Here is an 18,512-nt window from a genome sequence, read left to right as displayed (position 1 = left end):
GGCGTTCTCAATGCGTCGAAGAAGGTTTGATATGCTGCAACCAGCGCTTTTCCGCTTTACGGAACAAGCTAATCAGCACATACGAGATAATTAAATAGAGCACCGCGGCGATGCCAAAGGCAGTGAACGGCTGATAGGTCGCGGAGTTAATATCGCGAGCGATTTTCAGCAGATCGGGCACCGTAGCGGTAAACGCCAGCGCGGTGGAGTGCAGCATGAGGATCACTTCGTTACTGTAGGCTGGTAGCGCAATGCGCAGCGCGGAAGGCAGAATAATGCAGCGGTACAGTTTGACGGACGAGAAGCCGTAGGCCCGCGCCGCTTCAATTTCCCCGGCAGGTACTGAGCGGATCGCCCCGGCGAAAATTTCAGTGGTATAGGCGCAGGTATTCAGGGTTAACGCCAGCACCGTGCAGTTTAGCCCGCTGCGGAAAAAAGCGTTCAGCAGTTCCGTGCCTTTGACGATTTCCAGGGTATACATGCCGGAGTAAAAAACCAGCAGTTGCACATACAGCGGCGTGCCGCGAAAGATGTAAGTGAACAGCCAGATGGGGAACTGGATAAATTTATTGCTTGAGACGCGGCCGATCGCCAGAAACACCGCCATAACGCCGCCCATCACCACCGAGGCGATCAGCAACCATAAGGTTATTGCCACGCCGGTAAAGCGATAGCCGTCGGTCCACAGCAGTGATTTCCAGTACTCCTGAATAATTTCAATCACAGGTCAGCCCTCTTCACGCCAACGGTATAGCGGCGTTCGAGCAGCAGCAGTACGCCATTAGAAAGGGTGGTAAACACCAGATAAATCAGGCCGCAGACGATGGCGAAGTAGAACGGCTGCCAGGTGCTTTTCCCGGCCAGCTGCGTGGCTTTGACCACATCCTCCAGACCCAGCAGCGAGACCAGCGCCGTTGCCTTGAGGATAACCTGCCAGTTGTTGCCGATCCCCGGCAGCGCGTAGCGCATCATCGCCGGGAACAGAATACGCCGGAACGTCTGCCCGCCGCTAAAGCCGAATGCGGTAGCCGCTTCGATATGCCCCTTTGGCACCGCAAGATAGGCGCCGCGGAAGGTTTCCGTAAAATAGGCGCCATAGATAAAGCCGAGGGTGATAATCCCAGCGATCATCGGATCGATATCAAACTGCGTCATGCCCAGCGCATCAGTGACGCTGTTTAGCGCAATCTGCAGGCCATAGAAAATCAGCAGCATCAGCACCAGGTCGGGGACGCCGCGAATCAGTGTGGTATAGCCTTCAAACACCAGCGCCAGAGGACGATTGCTCGATAGCTTCGCGCCAGCGCCGGCCAGCCCGATCAGGATCGCAATAACGACCGAGCTGAGCGCAAGCTCCAGGGTGACGAGCGCACCCTGCAAAATAACTTGTGAAAACCCATACAGCATGCTGCCTACCCTGTCTGTCATTCACCACTGCGCGTGAAACGCACGCGCAGTGGTGAGGCGTGAGAATTATTCGCCGTATACGTTAAAATCGAAGTATTTTTTCGCCAGTTTGTCGTAGGTGCCGTCCTTACGCATCTCTGCAAACGCCTTATTCAGCGCTTCACGCAGTTCGTTGTCTTCCTTACGCAGCCCCATACCGGTGCCGACGCCGAACAGCTTCTCATCTTTAATCGACGGTCCGCCAAACTGGTAATCTTTACCGATAGGCTGTTTAAGGAACCCTTCACTGGCCGCGACCTCATCCTGGAACGCGGCGTCGATACGGCCGGCGGTCAGGTCGGAATAGATATTGTCCTGCCCCTGATAGGAGACAATTTCGATACCTTTCGGCGCCCAGTGCTCATTGCCATAGGTTTCCTGAGTCGTCCCCTGCAGCACGCCCACGCGCTTACCTTTCAGCGTGGCCAGATCCGGCGTTACCGGGCTGCCCTTTTTCACCACCAGACGCGAATCTGCCGCGTACAGCTTGTCGGTGAAGGCAATTTCCTGCTGGCGCTTTTCGGTAATCGACAGCGAAGACATAATCGCGTCGATTTTCTTGGCTTTTAAGGAGGGGATCAGTGCATCCAGCGGGTTTTCAACAAAGGTACATTGGGTATTAATACGCTTACACAGCTCTTTTGCCAGATCGATATCAAAACCCACCAATTCCCCCTGCGCATTCTTCGATTCGAAGGGGGCATAAGTCGGATCGGTGCCAATACGAATTTTTTGCGGAATGGCGGCAAAGACCGTGGAAACGCTGGAAAGGGCCAGCGCTAAAGAGAGAGACAACGCCAGTTTTTTCATAACTATCCTCGACAGACTGTCATTCTAACGGGTTTATTAGAACTATTTACGCCAGTTATCGTGCCATTATTCGCCCCTTGAGGGCAAAGATTTATGCACCAGAAAGGCCGATTTTTTGCATCAGAAACGCTTAACTATGCATTTTTTAGCCAAAAAACTGGCTGCTTTTGCACTGAAATGATCCACAGCGTTTTTTGTTGCACCGTTCTGGGGCAGGATCACGAGTATGGCGTCAGGCCCACACTATCGTGCGGGCCTGCAGCAGTCTTAGTCGCCGTAAACGTTAAAATCGAAGTATTTCTTCGCCAGTTTGTCGTAGGTGCCGTCTTTACGTATCTCGCCCAGCGCTTTATCAAACGCGGCTTTCAGTTCGACGTCGTCCTTACGCAGGCCGATACCGGTACCGTCGCCAAAGTACTTTTTATCTTTCACCGACGGGCCGGCGAAGGCGAAATCTTTCCCGGCAGGCTGTTTCAGGAAGCCTTCGCTGGCGGCGACTTCATCCTGCAGCGCCGCATCCAGACGGCCTGCAGCAAGGTCTGAATAGATCAGATCCTGGTTCTGGTAGGCCACCACGTCAACGCCCTGGCTACGCCAGCGGTCGTTGGCATAGGCTTCCTGAGTAGAACCTTGCAGCACCCCGACGTGCTTGCCTTTCAGCGCCTCCAGCGTCGGCTGGATCGGCGACCCTTTGGCGGCGATCAGACGCGAGTCAGCGGCATAAAGCTTGTCAGAGAAGGCGATCTCTTGCTGACGCTTCTCGGTGATGGAGAGCGAAGAGATGATGGCGTCAATTTTCTTCGCTTTGAGGGAGGGGATCAGGGAGTCAAAATCACTGCCGACCCAGGTACATTTCACCTTAATTCGGGAGCACAGCTCATTGCCTAAATCGATATCAAAACCAACAAAGTCCCCTTTTGCGTCTTTCGACGAAAATGGCGCATAGGTCGCGTCAGTGCCAATGCGAATGCTCTGCGGCAGAGCAGCAAACACGCTCGCCGTGCTGCTCATTCCCACGAGTAAAGAGAGAGCCAGAATCGTCTTCTTCATACAGTACCCTTAAGTGTCGTGATGTGGTGCGTTGCTTGTTATGGTGATTGCCGATCAATCCTGCAGTTTTTGTGCCATCTTCCCGGTGCGTGCCGGGAACAGGGTTAAATTTGTTAAAATAAAGTTGCAGGATTGTCTTGGAAGGGAAGATACCAGCATTACTGGCGAAACCGCAGTGCCTCAGCGCAAAAAGACGAAATAAATGTCGAGGATTTGATCGGGACGACAAATTTGCACCACCGAGGCGCAAGCGTACATTGAATGCACTTATTTAGTGCAATCCAGTGTCCCCTGCCAGCGGGTAAACAGGTCTTGAGACAGGCTAATATCGAACTGATCGAGCACCCGATTGACGGTCTGGTTGATGACATCATCCAGGCTTTGCGGCCGGTGATAAAAGGCCGGCACCGGTGGCATAATGACCGCCCCGAGCTCCGCGGCCTGAACCAGCAATCGCAGATGGCCGAGATGGAACGGCGTTTCCCGCACGCAGAGCACCAGCGGACGACGCTCCTTCAGCACGACATCGGCCGCCCGCGTCAGCAGGCCATCCGTATAGCTATGGACAATGCCAGAGAGCGTTTTCATTGAGCAGGGTAAAATCACCATCCCGGCGGTTTTAAACGAACCGGAAGAGATACTGGCGGCGATATCGCGGGCGTCATGCACCACATCGGCCAGCGCCTGCACGTCGCGCACGCTGAAGTCGGTCTCGAGGGCCAGCGTTTGCCGCGCCGCCTGGCTGAGGATCAGATGGGTTTCAATCTCCGGCACACCCCGCAGCACCTGCAGCATCCGCACGCCATAGATAGCGCCGCTGGCGCCAGAAATGCCAATAATCAGTCGTTTCACGTTCTGTTACCCCTTGCGCGTGTGCCGCAGACTTTGCCGGATTATAGCCTCTGGCGCAACCATTGAGGCACCACCAATGGGATAAAAAAAGGCCCGCCGTCCCTCAGGAACGGCAGGCCCGCGATGCGCGAAGGGGTTAACCCTCGTTGTGCATCTCCAGATTTTCGACTTCGTTCTGCAGCTGTACCGCTTTGGCATCATCGTTACGCAGGGAGTCAAGGTAGTCGAGGTACTGTTGGTCGACATCCCGGGTGACGTACACGCCGTTGAACACCGAGCATTCAAACTGTTGAATATCCGGGTTCTCCGCGCGCACCGCGTCGATCAAATCGTTGAGATCCTGGAAAATCAGGCCATCGGCGCCGATGATCTGGCGGATCTCATCCACTTCGCGGCCATGGGCGATCAGTTCGTTGGCGGTCGGCATATCGATACCGTACACGTTCGGGAAACGAATTTCCGGCGCAGCGGAGGCCAGATAAACCTTTTTCGCCCCCGCTTCGCGCGCCATCTCAATGATCTGCTCAGAGGTGGTGCCGCGTACAATGGAATCATCGACCAGCAGCACGTTCTTATCGCGGAATTCCGCACGGTTGGCGTTGAGCTTACGACGAACAGATTTACGACGCAGCTGCTGACCCGGCATGATAAACGTCCGGCCGACGTAGCGGTTCTTCACGAAGCCCTGACGATAAGGCTTGTCGAGAATGCGGGCGATTTCCAGAGCGATGTCGCAGGAGGTCTCCGGGATCGGGATAACGACGTCAATATCCAGATCTTCCCACTCACGGGCAATCTTTTCGCCCAGCTTAGTCCCCATGTTGACGCGGGCGCTGTAGACGGAAATTTTGTCGATAAACGAGTCCGGGCGGGCAAAATAGACGTACTCGAACAGGCACGGGTTGCTGACCGGATTATCGGCACACTGACGGGTAAACAGCTGGCCTTTCTCGGTAATATAGACCGCTTCGCCCGGTGCGACATCGCGCAGGAATTCAAAACCAAGCGTATCGAGCGCCACGCTTTCAGACGCCACCATATACTCGGTGCGGCCGTCGCCAACGTCACGTTTACCCAGCACCAGCGGACGAATGCCGTTGGGGTCGCGGAAGGCCACCATGCCATGACCGATAATCATCGCCACGCACGCATACGCGCCGCGGATCTGGCGGTTGGTCGCCGCAATCGCAGCGAAGATGTTGTCCGCTTCCAGCGGGTAGTGGCGGAAGTTATCCAGCTCGCTGGCGAAAATATTGAGGAGGATTTCGGAATCAGAGGTGGTATTGATGTGGCGGCGTTTTTCTTCAAACAGCTTTTTACGCAGCTCGTGTGCGTTAGTCAGGTTGCCGTTATGCGCCAATGTGATGCCATACGGCGAGTTAACGTAAAACGGCTGCGCCTCGGAGGCGCTGGAGCTGCCCGCCGTAGGATAACGCACGTGGCCAATACCCATATTGCCCTGCATACGCTGCATGTGGCGGGCTTCGAATACGTCGCTTACCAGCCCGTTAGCCTTACGCAACCGGAAGCAGTTGTTGGCATCAATGGTGATGATGCCAGCGGCATCCTGTCCACGGTGCTGGAGCACCGTTAGCGCATCATAAATCGACTGGTTAACCGGCATAACACCGGCGATACCGACAATACCGCACATACGTCTTTTCCTCGTTCAGCAACGACCCAAAGTCTATACTTTAGGCAAGAAACTTGACGAGCTTTGCAGGTATTCAAAAAACCATCTGATGACGGGGGTAAAATAGGGAATAAACTGCGACTGATGCCAGTCATCGCTCTTCGCCATCCCGGTAAAAGTGTCAAGGAAGAACAAGATAGCGGCGATGATCAGCACCCCACGTAGCGCGCCGAAGCAGATCCCCAATACCCTGTCGGTACCTGACAAACCGGTCTTCTCCACCAGCTGACCTATCACATAGTTCACGATAGCGCCAACGATGAGCGTCACGATAAACAGCGCCGCAATAGCAATCCCATTTCGAACCCGTTCATCCTCAAAGCCCGTAAACCAGACAGACAGGTCAGCGTAGTAATGGCTGGCGACATAAAACGCGCAACCCCACGTCACTAACGATAAAGCTTCGCGAACAAAGCCGCGGATCAGGCTGACCAGGCAAGAAAGACCCAGCACCGCCATAATGGCGTAATCAATCCAGACCATATACGTCCCACGATTTACGCCCTGTCGTCCAGTTCGGGGCGCATTCTAACAGAAAAAGAAAACGTTTGCGTAGGGATTTCCATGCCCTACAGAAATAAAAATGGCGCTGAAAAAACATTCAACGCCAGACTGCCTTTCGCCTCTTCAGGGCGGCTGAGACAGGGTTTGCGGGGCGTTTCTCCCCGCAACGTTCTCTCCGCATTGCGAAAAAAACAATCAGTTTGGGGTGAAGCCCATCACGACCCCGCTGAGTCCGGAGATCTGTTGCAGATCGCCCAGTTGGCCTTTCAGCTTGTCTTTTGATGCATCCGGGCCGACGAGGATGCGGGTAATTTTACCCTGTACCGGCGTCGAAGGCGACGTATAGACTTTGAAACCCGAGGCCCGTAGTTTACCGACAATCTCATTCACTTTATCGGCGTTCTTCAACGCGCCCAGTTGAACCACATAGGCTTTGCCGGTCGGCGCCGGCAGGGCCGCCTGCTGCTGCTGCTGTGGCTGTTGCTGTTGCGGCTTAGCCGGCTGCGGCGTTGGCGTCGCGGCCTGCTGTTGCGGCTGTGGCTGTGGTTTCGGCTGCGGCTTGGGTTGCGGTTTCGCGGCCACCACCGGCTCCTGAACGTCATCGAAGCTGTTGCTGTTCACCGGAATACGCGACGGATCTAACGATGGCGCGGCGGCATCGCCCGCCCGCACCTCTTCCGCCGCCCCTTCCGGCGGTTGCGAAGGCAACGCCTGGGTCGCCGCTGGCAACATATCCGGTTCATCGCGATCGCCCGGTTTCGGCACCAGTGGGATCGCGGCAAACTCATCCTGGTAATGCTTTTTCTGCCCGTCCAGCAGCCCTGGCAGGATAATCACCCCCAGAGCCACCAGCACGATTGTCCCGACTAAACGGTTCTGAAACTTACTCGCCACCGATTCTCCCCGCGTCTATCTCTTCCATTACCTGCGCTACGGTGTGAAATGAACCACACACCAGCACGGTATCTTCCACTTTAGCGTCAGCCATGGCCGCATGCCACGCCTGCGCCACGCTGGTATAGACTGTGCCGCCACGCAAATGTTCCACCAGTTGCTCCGCCGTCGCTCCGCGCGGGCCTTCCAGCGGCGCACAGTACCAGGCATCGACTTCCGGGGCCAGATTGGCCAGCGTGCCGGCAATGTCTTTATCATGCAGCATACCAATAACCGCCAGCACGCGTCCCGTTTTCGCTAACGTTTTGAGACGCCCGGCGAGATAGGCCGCCGCGTGTGGGTTATGCGCTACATCGAGGATCACCCGCGGGGCGTCGCTGATTATCTGAAAGCGTCCCGGCAGCATCGCATCGCGGATCCCATCGCGGAGGATAGTCTCATCGACAGCAAGCCCGCTGGCGCGCAGCGCCGCCACGGCCGTCGCCGCATTCGGCAACGGCACCTGAGGCAGCGGCAGGCAGCTTAACGCCCCGGCCCCGTCGTGGAAGGACCATGTTTCGCCCTCCACCTCATAGCGCCAGTCGACGCCGCGGCGCTGGAGCAGCGCGCCTTTCTCGCTGGCCACGTCGGCAATGGTGTGCGGCATATCCGGCTCACCCACCACCGCCGGTTTACCGGCACGAAAGATACCCGCTTTTTCCCGGCCGATACTTTCGCGATCCGGCCCCAGCCAGTCGGTATGATCGAGGGCGATGCTGGTGACCACCGCCACGTCAGCATCCACGATGTTAGTGGCGTCGAGACGGCCACCCAGCCCGACCTCAAGGATCACCACGTCCAGCTGCGCCTGCTTAAACAGCCACAGCGCCGAGAGCGTGCCGTACTCAAAATAGGTCAACGATATGTCACCGCGCGCCGCTTCGATTTCAGCAAACGAGGCCGTATGCGCCGCCTCCGGTAGTTCAGCTCCCTGAATGCGCACGCGTTCGGTGTAGCGCACCAGGTGCGGGGAGCTGTAAACCCCCACTTTATAGCCAGCCGCCATCAGGACGGTTTCCAGGGTACGGCAGGTGGTGCCTTTGCCATTGGTGCCAGCAACCGTAAAGACAAACGGCGCCGGTTTGACGATAGCCATCTGCCCGGCGACCTCGCTGACGCGCGCCAGCCCCAGGTCGATGGTTTTACTGTGCAGATGTTCCAGATAAGAAAGCCACGTAGCCAGGGGCGACGTGGCCTGAGGAATAGGATCTTTTTCCATGATGCCCGCAAGAATTGACGGTTAACGCGTATGAATAAAAAAGGGCAGCGCCGCCAGGCCCTGCCCTCTGCTTTATCAGGCCTCTGGTTCCTGATCCGGTGCCGGCGGCACCACCACGCCTTCATTAGGCGCTTCCGAAGCGGGAACCGGCGCCGGCAGGTTCATCAGCTTCGCCAGAATGCTGGCCAGCTTGAGACGCATTTCCGGGCGGCGAACGATCATATCAATCGCCCCTTTTTCAATCAGGAACTCGCTGCGCTGGAATCCCGGCGGCAGCTTCTCGCGTACGGTCTGCTCAATCACGCGAGGACCGGCAAAGCCGATCAGCGCTTTCGGCTCGGCAATGTTCAGATCGCCCAGCATCGCAAAGCTCGCCGATACGCCGCCCATGGTCGGGTCGGTCAGCACGGAGATGTACGGTAATCCGCGCTCCTGCATTTTTGCCAGCGCGGCGGAGGTTTTCGCCATCTGCATCAGCGACATCAGCGCTTCCTGCATACGGGCACCGCCGGAGGCGGAGAAACAGATCAGCGGGCAGTTGTCTTCCAGCGCCTGCTCCACCGCGCGCACAAAGCGTGCACCGACGACGGAACCCATCGAGCCCCCCATAAAGGAGAACTCAAAGGCGGCGGCAACCACCGGCATCTCATAGAGCGTACCTTTCATCACCACCAGCGCGTCTTTCTCGCCCGTCTCTTTCTGAGCGGACGCCAGGCGGTCTTTGTATTTTTTTGAATCGCGGAACTTCAGCACATCTTTTGGCTCAAGTTCGCTACCCAGTTCTACCAGAGAACCTTCATCCAACAGGCTATGCAGGCGATTACGCGCCGACATGCGCATATGGTGATCGCACTTAGGACAAACCTCCAGGTTGCGCTCCAGCTCGGCGCGGTAGAGTACCTGACCGCAGCTGTCGCACTTGGTCCATACACCCTCAGGAATGCTCGCCTTGCGGGTGGGAGTGATGTTGCTTTTAATTCGTTCAATCCAGCTCATTGATAACCTTTCTGCCTGAACCTGGTCGATGCCAGTTTTGTCGTAAGGGGCGCATAATGCCATTTTTGCCTCTTACAGACCATGAATGTTGCACATTAAATCATATCATCCCGGAACATGGGATAAAAAAGTGGTCAAACCGCTGCGCGTGACGACACATGGCCGTCACGCGCAGCGCAGGGCGAGCTACTTCGCCTGCTTTGACGCCGCCCGCTTATGGCGGATGATTTCAATCACGCCGGGCAGGACGGAGAGGACGATGATCGCCACAATCAGCAGCTTCAGGTTCTCCTGCACCACCGGCAGATCGCCAAACAGATAGCCGGCGTAGGTGAACAACAACACCCACAGCAGCGCCCCGACCACGTTATAGGCTGCAAAATGACGATAGGACATATGCCCCATTCCCGCCACAAACGGCGCGAAGGTTCGGACTATCGGCACAAAGCGCGCCAGGATAATGGTTTTTCCGCCGTGACGTTCATAGAAGCTATGGGTTTTATCCAGATAGCTACGACGGAAAATCTTCGAGTTCGGATTACTGAACAGCTTCTCGCCGAACAGTCGGCCAATAGTGTAGTTAACCGCATCGCCGACGATAGCCGCGATAATCATCAGCAATACCATCAGGTGAACATTGAGATCGTTGGTCGGCAGCGCCGAGAGCGCGCCCGCCACGAACAGCAGTGAATCGCCCGGCAGGAACGGCGTCACCACCAGCCCGGTTTCGCAGAACAGAATCAAAAACAGAATGGCATAAACCCAGACGCCGTACTGGGCAACCAGTTCGGCAAGGTGCACATCAATATGCAGGATGAAATCAATTAAAAAGTGAATCAAGTCCATATTTGTCTTTACCCTTAATGACCCTATTAGTCCGCCAGAAACAGCGGGCCCATTGGCAGCACCGGTAAATCATAGTGGGCCGGGTAATCAACCGACACCAGATACAACCCTTCCGCTTTTGCCGTTGCCGCAGCGAGCGTCCTGTCTTTTGCTGCCAGCAGTTCTGCCATCCAGCTCTCCGGCTGGTTTCCGGCGCCGACTTCCATCAGGCTGCCCACAATATTCCTGACCATATGATGTACAAAGGCGTTTGCTTTGATATCCACCACCACATAAGCACCGTAGCGGGTAACGTTAATATGCATCACGTTTCGCCACGGGGTGCGCGACTGACACTGCACCGCGCGAAACGAGGTAAAGTCATTCTCCCCCAGCAGACACTGCGCAGCGCGCTGCATACGCTCGGCGTCGAGCGGCTGGTGAAAATGCGTGACGCCCTGGCTCAACACCGCCGGGCGCAGGCGATGATTATAGATAACGTAACGATAGCGTCGCGCTGTGGCGCTGAACCGGGCGTGAAAATCCGCCGGCACATGTTTAACCCAACGCACCGCGATGTCACCAGGTAAATTCGCATTTACCCCCAGCGTCCAGGCGGCATCTTTACGCTGCGCCCGGGTTTCGAAATGCACCACCTGGCCGGTGCCATGGACACCGGCGTCGGTGCGACCGGCGCAAAATACGCTTACCGGTTCGTTAGCCACCTGCGACAACGCCTTTTCCAGCTTCTCCTGCACGCTGCGCACTTCGTTTTGCCGCTGCCAGCCATAATATTTGCTGCCGTCGTACTCGATGCCCAGCGCGATTTTAAAGATCGGCTGCTGCTCCATCTCAGACATCAGTACAGGTACTCCTCAATCAGCTTCTCGGCGATCTTCACCGCCATCAGCGCGCCACCGAAGCGGACGTTATCCGCGACGGACCAGAACTGAATCTGCTCCGGCATGCCGTAATCGTTATGCACACAGCCGATGGAGAGACGGGCATTGCCGGAAGCGTCGCCAACCTGAGTTGGGAATTCGCCCTCTTCAGAAAGCTCAATTTCTTCGCCGCGAGTAAAGGCGTCGCGCGCCTCTTCCGCTGCCAGCGGACGCATCGCTTCAAAGTTCACCATCTGCGCATGGCCGTAGAAGACCGGCGACTGAACGACGCTGGCGGAAATCATCAGCCCGTCATCCTGAAGGATTTTGCGCGCTTCATCGACGATACGCCGCTCTTCGCGCACGCTCCCTTCACGATCCGGCAGCAGCGGTAGCATATTAAATGCCAGCTGGCGGCCAAAGAAATCGTCTTCATCAACGGGGATCCCGTTCAGCAGCTTGGCGCTCTGCCCTGCCAGCGCATCCACCGCTTTTTTCCCGTGTCCCGAAGCGGAGAGCAGGTTGGTGACGCTGATGCGCGACAATCCGCCCTGATCGATAAGCGGCTTGAGTGCCGTCAGCAGCTGGCTGGTCAGACTATTGGGCACCGCGATCAGGTTGCGATTGCGGTAGTCGCCCAGAACGAACGGGTTCACGTCCGGCACCACCAGCGGCACGTCCGGCTCCAGCGCGAACAGGCCGCTGAGATCGATAACCAGACACCCGGCGTTAGTGGCGTCTTCGATATACGCCGCGCTGGCTTCGACGCCGGCAGCGAAGAAGGCCAGCTGGGCCTGGGTCCAGTCAAACTCGGCGGCGTCCTTGACGATCACCGACTTGCCACCAAAACGCAGATGTTCGCCCGCGCTTTCATTGCGCGCCAGAGCAAAAATCTCCCCCACCGGGAACTGGCGTTCAGCAAGAGTTTCGAGCAGGGCTTCGCCTACGGCGCCCGTTGCGCCCAGTACGGCAATATTCCAGCCTTCAGACATGGTGGTTTACTCCAGAAATAAAGCGGCCCTGCCGGAGTATCCGGCAGAGGCATTAAGAAGACATTAACGAACAGGATGATGCACAGCGTTAAAACCGAGCTGACGCAACAGCGTCGCCGCCTGCGCATCGCTGCACTGTACATACAGCGAAGACCATTCGCGGCGTTCCTGATAGTTTTTACGCAGCTTGTCGAATTCACCGGCGACGCCCGCCACCTTCCGCAGCGGCGCATCATCGCGGCGCACATCATACACCAAATGGACCAGTCTTTTCAGCGTCGGCTGATCGAGCGGGCCATGCAGGGTGATGCGGCCAAATTCCGGCGCCGGCAGCAGGGTATCCAGTGCCACCTGCTGCGGATGGCCGATAAAGGCGCTGTAGGCTTCAAAAACCTGCGTCGTCCCGCGCGCTTTCCCTTCGAGGGTGTAGCCGGCAATATGCGCGGTACCGATATCCACTCGCTTGAGAAGCGCAACGTTAAGATCCGGCTCCGGCTCCCAGACGTCCAGCACCACGCTCAGTGGCTGGCCGGCTTCCAGCCGTTTCAGCAGCGCGGCGTTATCCACCACCGGCCCGCGGCAGGCGTTAATTAAAATCGTTCCAGGCTTCAGTCGGCTAATCAGCGCTTCATCCGCCAGATGCAGGGTTTTATACGGCCCTTCTTTATACAGCGGGGTATGGAAGGTCAGTACATCGGCTTCCTGGACCAGGGCATCGAGGGAGCGGAAATCGCCTTCGTCTCCGCGATCGGCGCGCGGCGGATCGCAGAGCAGGGTTTTGATCCCCAGCGCTTCCAGCCGTTTTTGCAACCGTCCGCCGACGTTGCCGACGCCAACGATCCCGACGGTGCGATCGCGCAGCGCGAAGCCGTCGCGTTCGGCCAGCATCAGCAGCGATGAAAAGACGTACTCCACCACCGCAATGGCATTGCAGCCGGGCGCCGCGGAGAAACCAATCCCTGCCTGCTGCAGCCACGCCTGATCGACGTGATCGGTGCCTGCGGTAGCGGTGCCGACGAACTTAATGGCCTTGCCGGAGAGCAATGCTTCATTGACCCGGGTGACCGATCGCACCATTAAGGCATCCGCATCGGTCAGGGCATCGGCCGGAACCGGACGGCCTGGAACCGCTTGCACATCGCCTAAACGGCTAAAAAGATCACGGGCATAGGGCATATTTTCATCAACGAGGATTTTCACAGTTCAGTACCTGTCTGAGAACGAGAGTTAACCGGGGAAGTGTGCCATAATCTGGCCGCCAGGCATACTCATCACCTGGTTCCAGCACCGCGATATCGAAAGGATGAATCATGACGCACCCCCTTGCAGATATGCCAGACCGTCCTCCGGGGCGAGGTCCATCAGGCACTGCCGCCACCGGCGAACCTTCGCTTTCCATGCAGCAACGCACCGTCCTGGAGCGACTGATCACGCGCCTGGTGGCGCTGACCTCGCAGCAGAATGCGGAAGTGTGGGCCTGCGTCAAGCATGACCTTGGACTGAAAGGCGACACCCCCCTGCTGGCCCGCCATTTCAACGCCGCGGAGACGAGTCTCAATCAGCGTTTAACCATGGCTCAGGACAATCATCATCATCGCCAGACGCTGGCACAGCTCAGCGATCTGCTGGGTCAAGGCAATAACCGTCAGGCGGTCAGCGATTATATTCGTCAACATTATGGGCAAACGGCGCTGCATGCGCTAAGCCAGCCGCAGCTGGAGAACATTCTGCACCTGCTGCAGCGCGGCCAGCTATCGATCCCGCAACCGCAGCAGCGTCCCGCGACCCTGCGCCCGCTCTTGCCGGCGGAGCACAACACGCTTAATCAGCTGGTGACTAAGCTGGCGGCTGCCACCGGCGAACCGAGCAAGCTGATTTGGCAGTCCATGCTGGAACTTTGCGGTGTCAAATCCGGAGAGCTGATCCCGGCGACGCACTTCACGCCGCTTTCATACTGGCTTCAGGCGCGGCAAACGCTGAGTGCACAAAGCTCGCCCACGCTCACCTCGCTGCAGGGAGCGCTCAAGCAGCCGCTGGAGGCCGCAGAGTGGCAAAAGATTGTCGACTTTGCGCGTCGCAGCTGGCAGGTCACCCCGCAGACGACGCTGAGCCCAGCGCAGATCCTGGCGCTGTTGAATAAGGTGTTTGTGCTGCGGGTAGCCCGCGCTCAGGAGACGTTGGCCATCCCGCAGGAAAAGCCCGCGCCGAAACGAGCGTGGGCCGCTAAGCCGTGGCAGCTGGCGCTGGGCGGTGTATTGATCCTGCTCCTTCTGCTGTGGTGGCTGCTGTAGCCCACGTCGCAGGAAAACGCGCCCGCCTCATGCGGGCGCCCGTTAAGTGATTTGCCGGTTACCACCACACCTCGGCCTGAACGCCAACCATAAACTCATCTTTGCTTTCGTCGTTGAACGCAAACTGCGACAACTGGTTATCGAGAATATTGATATACGTTCCATAGAAGCGAATTTCAGGACGTGACCCCAGCAGGCTCGGCCCAACCTTCAGCGCATGGTACAGCGTCGTTTTATACGCTGACTCCTTCAGATCGTCGCCCTGACGGGTGTTGTTTTTCTGGGTAAACCACCCCAGCTCGACCCCGGTCTGGTTCCAGGTGTCCCATATCCAGGCTGGGCGGATCACCGCGCGCAGGCTGTCGAAATCGCTGTGCGCCCCGCTTTCATAGCTATACACATCATTGCCATGGGCCCACACCAGTGAATTCGCCATGATAATGCGATCGGCGAGATACATTTCCCCCTGCGAGATCAGACGCCAGGCCACGCCGTTGGTATGATCGCCATAGTAATAGCGTCCGCTGGCCATGGAGTTACTGGCGCCGGAGAAGTTGGCGAAACTGCTGGCGTACGAGTTGTTCGCCACCTGCAGCGTAAATTCGTTAAAGCCCTTGCGCTCCAGCTCCTGACGAATAATGGCGGTGGCCATCCAGGTATCTTTGAACCGGAAGTAGCTGTTGTTATCCTCGTTTCTCTCCTGCTCGTCATTTTTATTCGCGAATGCATATTTGCCCATTAGCGACAGAGACCCCGACTGCCACAGGGGAATATTGCGATAGCGCAGGTCGACTGAGTTGGTGTTCATCTGAGTGGTTTGTGTGAAATCTCGTGAATATACGTCGACGTCGTTCCTGCTGATGGACGCATCCAGCTGGCCAACCCCCAGCGCCCAGTTCTGGATCCCGACCCCGGCCGCAACGTCGGTGGTCAGTGACTTCCAGTCCAGCATCTGAATTTCATACTCGGGCAGTTTATGTTTGCCGACCCAGAAATCCGCCTCTGGCGCGAACGGCAGGAAACCTTTGGTGGTCAGGTAAATATCACTAAACTGCAAAATGCTGTCGGTATCCTGGCCAGCAAACCAGGCGTCGTTATACTGCTCGCCGACGTTACCGTCGTACGTCACAACGGCATTCGCCGTTTTGCCATCCTGGTTATAGACCCGCTGATTCAACGTTAAGTCGAACCAGCCACTCATTTCATTACCGAAACGACCCAGCGAGCCGGGGGCGTAGGTCTGCGACGATCCGTGATTTGATGTTCCCCAGCCGGAACGGAAGTACCCCTGGTAGCTAAAGCCAATATCATCTTTAACAAATTTACTGATGTCCTTCAGGGTGACGCTTTCCAGTTTCGGCTTCTGGCCTTCGGTATCAATAACCGCCACCTGCTGAGTGGCTTTCACCTGCACCGGGGCCGCTTTTTTACTCAGTTCATTATTTTCATTGGCTATATTTTCCGCCACCGGCGACGTTGTTGTTGGATAACCCGTCGTGACATGACGTTTTTCATTCTCCTTAATACTTTTTTGTAATTCGGCCACCTTACCTTTATAGGTCGATAATTGTGATTGCGTTTTTTGTAGCTCTTTTTTATTCGCCGACAGTTCAGACTCCAGTAATTCCAGACGCTGTTCAATGGTTAATTTAGCCGCCATCACATCACTTGTCGAAATAGCCAGCAGTACCGATAAAGACAATAAGCTCACCTTCAATTGACTTGAATACATAGGGTACCTTTACATATTGTTATAATTGGCCTTCAGCCAGAACGGCTGAAGGCGGGTAAATCAGGCAGAGCGCTCCTGGCGCAGGGCAATAATTTCTTTGGCTAAATCCTGGCACAGCATCGCGGTCATTAAGTGATCCTGGGCGTGCACCAGAATAAGGTTAACGGTGATTTTTCCGCAGCCTTCGTCCTGACCTATCAACGCCGTTTGGATCTTATGCGCTGCCCGACAGGCCGCTTCCGAGCTGGCCATCAAATCCGCTGCCCGCCCCCATTCCCGCTGCCGGGAGGCGGCAATCGCCTCCATGGCGTCTGATCGCGCCTGACCAGCATAAATCAGCAACTCCATGACCGTACTTTCATCTGCAAACATCGCCATCCTCCTGGTCGGTCGCCGCCGCGGTATTGACCTTGTTAGCGGCAATCACAAACGGTAAGTAAATGAGTGTTGAAACCGCGAGGCACAGAATGCCGACAAACAGCGCCAGCCAGTTGCCGCCGGTGCCAAAGAAGGCGATAAGCGGCCCGGGCGTGGTCCAGGGTACGGCGTAAGCAATCGGTGGAATAAACTCCATGCTAATAAAGAAATAACCGATCAGTGAATTCACAAATGGCACCAGAATAAACGGGATCACCAGGATGGGGTTAAGCACAATCGGCAGGCCAAACATCACCGGTTCATTGATGTTAAACAGGCCCGGCACGAAGGCCATTTTTGCCAGGTCACGGTAATCTTTGCGTCGGGAGGCGATAAAGATGGCCAGTAACAGGCCCAGCGTCATACCCGACCCGCCGCAGTTAGCAAACGCATCGTTGATGCCGGTCCAGGTAATGGGGTACGGCGCTCCCCAGGTGCTGCCATGCGAGGCGGCATAGGAGAGATTTTCGAGGTTAGCTTCCGAGAAGATGGTCTCGCGGATGGCGGCCACGGTATTCGGCCCATGGATCCCCAACACCCAGAGGAAATTCGCCACCAGTCCCAGCACCAGAACGGTCACAATGTTGGTCCCCATATCCTTCAGCGGAGCCTGAATAAGGGTATAAATCAGATCGTTAAGACCATTCGGCGAAATACGCGTCAACAGATAGTTGAGGATCGAAAAGAAGATCATCACGAAGAAAATCGGCAACAACACCTTAAAGGAACGCGCCACCGCCGGCGGCACCGCAGCCGGCATCGTGATGGTCACCCTTGGGTTGCGCGCCAGGCGGCAAAAGACTTCGCTGGAAATCAGCGCGACGATAATCGCCACAAACAACCCCTGCGGGCCAAGATATTTGGTCGCCAGATAGGCCTGACCATCGATGATGGTATAAGGCGTGTACACCACAAAAAAGGCGCCGATCGCCGTCAGGCCGCACAGGAGATCGTCCTGCTGATAGCTGATCGCCATATTGCGCGCCACCAGAAAGGTGATCAATATCGCCATGATATTGACCGAACCGTTCATTACCGGGGTGAAAATCTGCTGCGCCTCCGCGAGATGGGGGAATATCGACCCTAAATGCAGAATACTGGCGATAAATCCGTCAGGCGACAAAATAGCAAAGTTGATAAGAATAATCAGCGAACTGGCCATGACGATGGGAAACGAAAGAATAAACGCATCGCGAATCGCTGAAACGTGGATCTGAGAATTTAACTTAATTGCGACAGGCACGAGGATTTTTTCCATGCCACGCTCAAAGGTATCCATGAAACTCATGACGAACCCTTATTCATAATAATTTATTAACGTCATCGTGTTTTTTAGCCGCAGCAGCCCAGGGCAGCAACGAAAGTACCCACACGATAACGGGGATAAATGAGAAAACTATCGGTTTGCCAATAATACCAGCGCACTTTCCAAGACGGCTTTACCGTCCATTTGCCCATAATATTTCATGTCAATCACCGCCACCGGCATTTTCCCCTGGGCCACCTCTTCTATTTCCTTTTTTTGAAAACGGACCTGAGGCCCTAAAAGGACGACATCTACTTCATTGTTCTTAATTTTTTCTTTAGCTTCAGAAATGGCCAGCGCATTGATATTAACCTGAGCCTGAATATTTCCAGCCTGCTCCTGCATTCTTTTCACCAGCATACTGGTCGACATTCCCGCCGCACACACTAACAATATATTTTGCATTACCCCTTCCTGTTTTACTGATGACCTCAATTGACGAGCACTTTAATAATTGTTAATTTTCTTAACCGCGGTTTTGATCACAGTTAGCCATCCTGAAGTGGTGCAGAAGCAAAGCAAAAAATGAACGTCTTGCCCTATATTTAACAACATACGATAGCAA

General features: G+C 55.9%; 20 protein-coding genes. 2 read left to right on the top strand and 18 right to left on the bottom strand.

The features are described 5' to 3' along the window. Nucleotides 1-7: 7 nt before the first annotated feature. The 4 genes from CWM61_RS08575 to argT all read right to left on the bottom strand — a co-directional run bounded on the left by CWM61_RS08575 (nt 8) and on the right by argT (nt 3,306). Nucleotides 8-724 (bottom strand): ABC transporter permease, encoded by a 717-nt coding sequence (locus tag CWM61_RS08575; protein ID WP_061153778.1) that lies wholly within the window; start codon nt 722-724, stop codon nt 8-10. Further along, complete coding sequence (locus CWM61_RS08570) at nt 721-1,407, bottom strand: histidine ABC transporter permease HisQ (RefSeq protein ID WP_061153777.1); 687 nt, start codon at nt 1,405-1,407, stop codon at nt 721-723. Before CWM61_RS08570 ends, CWM61_RS08575 begins: the two co-directional genes overlap by 4 nt. A gap of 66 nt (nt 1,408-1,473) precedes the next feature. Beyond that, a complete protein-coding gene (hisJ, locus tag CWM61_RS08565; RefSeq protein ID WP_002913209.1) occupies nt 1,474-2,256 on the bottom strand; it encodes a histidine ABC transporter substrate-binding protein HisJ in 783 nt (260 codons plus the stop codon). Nucleotides 2,257-2,523: 267 nt separating this feature from the next. Next, the gene (gene argT / locus CWM61_RS08560; RefSeq protein ID WP_100631068.1) at nt 2,524-3,306 is read right to left on the bottom strand and encodes a lysine/arginine/ornithine ABC transporter substrate-binding protein ArgT; all 783 of its coding nucleotides are present in this window, start codon (nt 3,304-3,306) and stop codon (nt 2,524-2,526) included. A 40-nt stretch (nt 3,307-3,346) separates the two neighbouring features. Between argT and CWM61_RS29115 the strand changes: the two genes are divergently transcribed. After that, complete coding sequence (locus tag CWM61_RS29115) at nt 3,347-3,508, top strand: hypothetical protein (protein ID WP_012540975.1); 162 nt, start codon at nt 3,347-3,349, stop codon at nt 3,506-3,508. Nucleotides 3,509-3,573: 65 nt separating this feature from the next. On the opposite strand, the gene CWM61_RS08555 is transcribed toward CWM61_RS29115, so the two are convergent. The 10 genes from CWM61_RS08555 to pdxB all read right to left on the bottom strand — a co-directional run bounded on the left by CWM61_RS08555 (nt 3,574) and on the right by pdxB (nt 13,401). After that, nucleotides 3,574-4,158: a UbiX family flavin prenyltransferase gene (locus CWM61_RS08555; RefSeq protein WP_074387934.1), complete on the bottom strand. Its 585-nt coding sequence runs from the start codon at nt 4,156-4,158 to the stop codon at nt 3,574-3,576. A gap of 136 nt (nt 4,159-4,294) precedes the next feature. Continuing rightward, entirely contained in the window at nt 4,295-5,812 is a 1,518-nt protein-coding gene (purF, locus tag CWM61_RS08550) for an amidophosphoribosyltransferase (protein ID WP_100631067.1), read from the bottom strand. Between the two features lie 33 nt (nt 5,813-5,845). Then, a complete protein-coding gene (cvpA, locus tag CWM61_RS08545) occupies nt 5,846-6,334 on the bottom strand; it encodes a colicin V production protein (protein ID WP_002913214.1) in 489 nt (162 codons plus the stop codon). A gap of 216 nt (nt 6,335-6,550) precedes the next feature. Then, nucleotides 6,551-7,249 carry a cell division protein DedD gene (gene dedD / locus CWM61_RS08540; protein WP_100631066.1) on the bottom strand — a complete coding sequence of 233 codons (699 nt, stop codon included), beginning with the start codon at nt 7,247-7,249 and terminating at the stop codon, nt 6,551-6,553. Then, the gene (gene folC, locus CWM61_RS08535) at nt 7,239-8,507 is read right to left on the bottom strand and encodes a bifunctional tetrahydrofolate synthase/dihydrofolate synthase (RefSeq protein ID WP_100631065.1); all 1,269 of its coding nucleotides are present in this window, start codon (nt 8,505-8,507) and stop codon (nt 7,239-7,241) included. Before folC ends, dedD begins: the two co-directional genes overlap by 11 nt. 75 nt (nt 8,508-8,582) lie before the next feature. Beyond that, nucleotides 8,583-9,503 carry an acetyl-CoA carboxylase, carboxyltransferase subunit beta gene (gene accD, locus CWM61_RS08530; protein ID WP_061153771.1) on the bottom strand — a complete coding sequence of 307 codons (921 nt, stop codon included), beginning with the start codon at nt 9,501-9,503 and terminating at the stop codon, nt 8,583-8,585. A gap of 186 nt (nt 9,504-9,689) precedes the next feature. Next, entirely contained in the window at nt 9,690-10,349 is a 660-nt protein-coding gene (locus tag CWM61_RS08525; RefSeq protein WP_061153770.1) for a DedA family protein, read from the bottom strand. Nucleotides 10,350-10,375: 26 nt separating this feature from the next. Then, nucleotides 10,376-11,188, bottom strand: coding sequence for a tRNA pseudouridine(38-40) synthase TruA (gene truA / locus CWM61_RS08520; RefSeq protein ID WP_100631064.1), 813 nt, complete (start codon nt 11,186-11,188; stop codon nt 10,376-10,378). Further along, complete coding sequence (locus CWM61_RS08515; RefSeq protein ID WP_061153768.1) at nt 11,188-12,201, bottom strand: aspartate-semialdehyde dehydrogenase; 1,014 nt, start codon at nt 12,199-12,201, stop codon at nt 11,188-11,190. Before CWM61_RS08515 ends, truA begins: the two co-directional genes overlap by 1 nt. A gap of 63 nt (nt 12,202-12,264) precedes the next feature. Next, complete coding sequence (pdxB, locus tag CWM61_RS08510; protein ID WP_165785258.1) at nt 12,265-13,401, bottom strand: 4-phosphoerythronate dehydrogenase PdxB; 1,137 nt, start codon at nt 13,399-13,401, stop codon at nt 12,265-12,267. Nucleotides 13,402-13,511: 110 nt separating this feature from the next. Here pdxB and flk point away from each other — a divergent pair, with 110 nt between their 5' ends. Beyond that, nucleotides 13,512-14,492, top strand: coding sequence for a flagella biosynthesis regulator Flk (gene flk, locus CWM61_RS08505; RefSeq protein ID WP_074387929.1), 981 nt, complete (start codon nt 13,512-13,514; stop codon nt 14,490-14,492). Between the two features lie 58 nt (nt 14,493-14,550). On the opposite strand, the gene CWM61_RS08500 is transcribed toward flk, so the two are convergent. The 4 genes from CWM61_RS08500 to CWM61_RS08485 all read right to left on the bottom strand — a co-directional run bounded on the left by CWM61_RS08500 (nt 14,551) and on the right by CWM61_RS08485 (nt 18,352). Beyond that, entirely contained in the window at nt 14,551-16,224 is a 1,674-nt protein-coding gene (locus CWM61_RS08500) for a carbohydrate porin (protein ID WP_074387928.1), read from the bottom strand. 60 nt (nt 16,225-16,284) lie between these two features. Next, nucleotides 16,285-16,596, bottom strand: a complete 312-nt coding sequence (locus CWM61_RS08495; protein ID WP_023340577.1) for a PTS lactose/cellobiose transporter subunit IIA — start codon at nt 16,594-16,596, stop codon at nt 16,285-16,287. Next, nucleotides 16,583-17,929, bottom strand: a complete 1,347-nt coding sequence (locus CWM61_RS08490) for a PTS sugar transporter subunit IIC (RefSeq protein ID WP_061153763.1) — start codon at nt 17,927-17,929, stop codon at nt 16,583-16,585. The genes CWM61_RS08495 and CWM61_RS08490 overlap by 14 nt, the downstream gene beginning before the upstream one ends. A gap of 108 nt (nt 17,930-18,037) precedes the next feature. Continuing rightward, the gene (locus CWM61_RS08485; RefSeq protein WP_074387927.1) at nt 18,038-18,352 is read right to left on the bottom strand and encodes a PTS sugar transporter subunit IIB; all 315 of its coding nucleotides are present in this window, start codon (nt 18,350-18,352) and stop codon (nt 18,038-18,040) included. Nucleotides 18,353-18,512 lie beyond the last annotated feature (160 nt).

It is taken from the genome of Klebsiella sp. K-Nf6 (assembly GCF_002806655.1).
Taxonomy (GTDB): domain Bacteria; phylum Pseudomonadota; class Gammaproteobacteria; order Enterobacterales; family Enterobacteriaceae; genus Klebsiella; species Klebsiella variicola.
Note: the sequence above shows the minus strand (reverse complement) of the source record. Positions and strands in the feature narration are given on the sequence as shown.

What these genes read in the sequence shown, in the direction of transcription:
- CWM61_RS08485 (WP_074387927.1), bottom strand. Translation starts at nt 18,352, where the DNA reads ATGCAAAATATATTGTTAGTGTGTGCGGCGGGAATGTCGACCAGTATG.
- CWM61_RS29115 (WP_012540975.1), top strand. Translation starts at nt 3,347, where the DNA reads ATGGTGATTGCCGATCAATCCTGCAGTTTTTGTGCCATCTTCCCGGTG.
- argT (WP_100631068.1), bottom strand. Translation starts at nt 3,306, where the DNA reads ATGAAGAAGACGATTCTGGCTCTCTCTTTACTCGTGGGAATGAGCAGC.
- purF (WP_100631067.1), bottom strand. Translation starts at nt 5,812, where the DNA reads ATGTGCGGTATTGTCGGTATCGCCGGTGTTATGCCGGTTAACCAGTCG.
- hisJ (WP_002913209.1), bottom strand. Translation starts at nt 2,256, where the DNA reads ATGAAAAAACTGGCGTTGTCTCTCTCTTTAGCGCTGGCCCTTTCCAGC.
- flk (WP_074387929.1), top strand. Translation starts at nt 13,512, where the DNA reads ATGACGCACCCCCTTGCAGATATGCCAGACCGTCCTCCGGGGCGAGGT.
- CWM61_RS08515 (WP_061153768.1), bottom strand. Translation starts at nt 12,201, where the DNA reads ATGTCTGAAGGCTGGAATATTGCCGTACTGGGCGCAACGGGCGCCGTA.
- CWM61_RS08490 (WP_061153763.1), bottom strand. Translation starts at nt 17,929, where the DNA reads ATGAGTTTCATGGATACCTTTGAGCGTGGCATGGAAAAAATCCTCGTG.
- cvpA (WP_002913214.1), bottom strand. Translation starts at nt 6,334, where the DNA reads ATGGTCTGGATTGATTACGCCATTATGGCGGTGCTGGGTCTTTCTTGC.
- folC (WP_100631065.1), bottom strand. Translation starts at nt 8,507, where the DNA reads ATGGAAAAAGATCCTATTCCTCAGGCCACGTCGCCCCTGGCTACGTGG.
- CWM61_RS08525 (WP_061153770.1), bottom strand. Translation starts at nt 10,349, where the DNA reads ATGGACTTGATTCACTTTTTAATTGATTTCATCCTGCATATTGATGTG.
- CWM61_RS08500 (WP_074387928.1), bottom strand. Translation starts at nt 16,224, where the DNA reads ATGTATTCAAGTCAATTGAAGGTGAGCTTATTGTCTTTATCGGTACTG.
- accD (WP_061153771.1), bottom strand. Translation starts at nt 9,503, where the DNA reads ATGAGCTGGATTGAACGAATTAAAAGCAACATCACTCCCACCCGCAAG.
- truA (WP_100631064.1), bottom strand. Translation starts at nt 11,188, where the DNA reads ATGTCTGAGATGGAGCAGCAGCCGATCTTTAAAATCGCGCTGGGCATC.
- CWM61_RS08570 (WP_061153777.1), bottom strand. Translation starts at nt 1,407, where the DNA reads ATGCTGTATGGGTTTTCACAAGTTATTTTGCAGGGTGCGCTCGTCACC.
- CWM61_RS08495 (WP_023340577.1), bottom strand. Translation starts at nt 16,596, where the DNA reads ATGTTTGCAGATGAAAGTACGGTCATGGAGTTGCTGATTTATGCTGGT.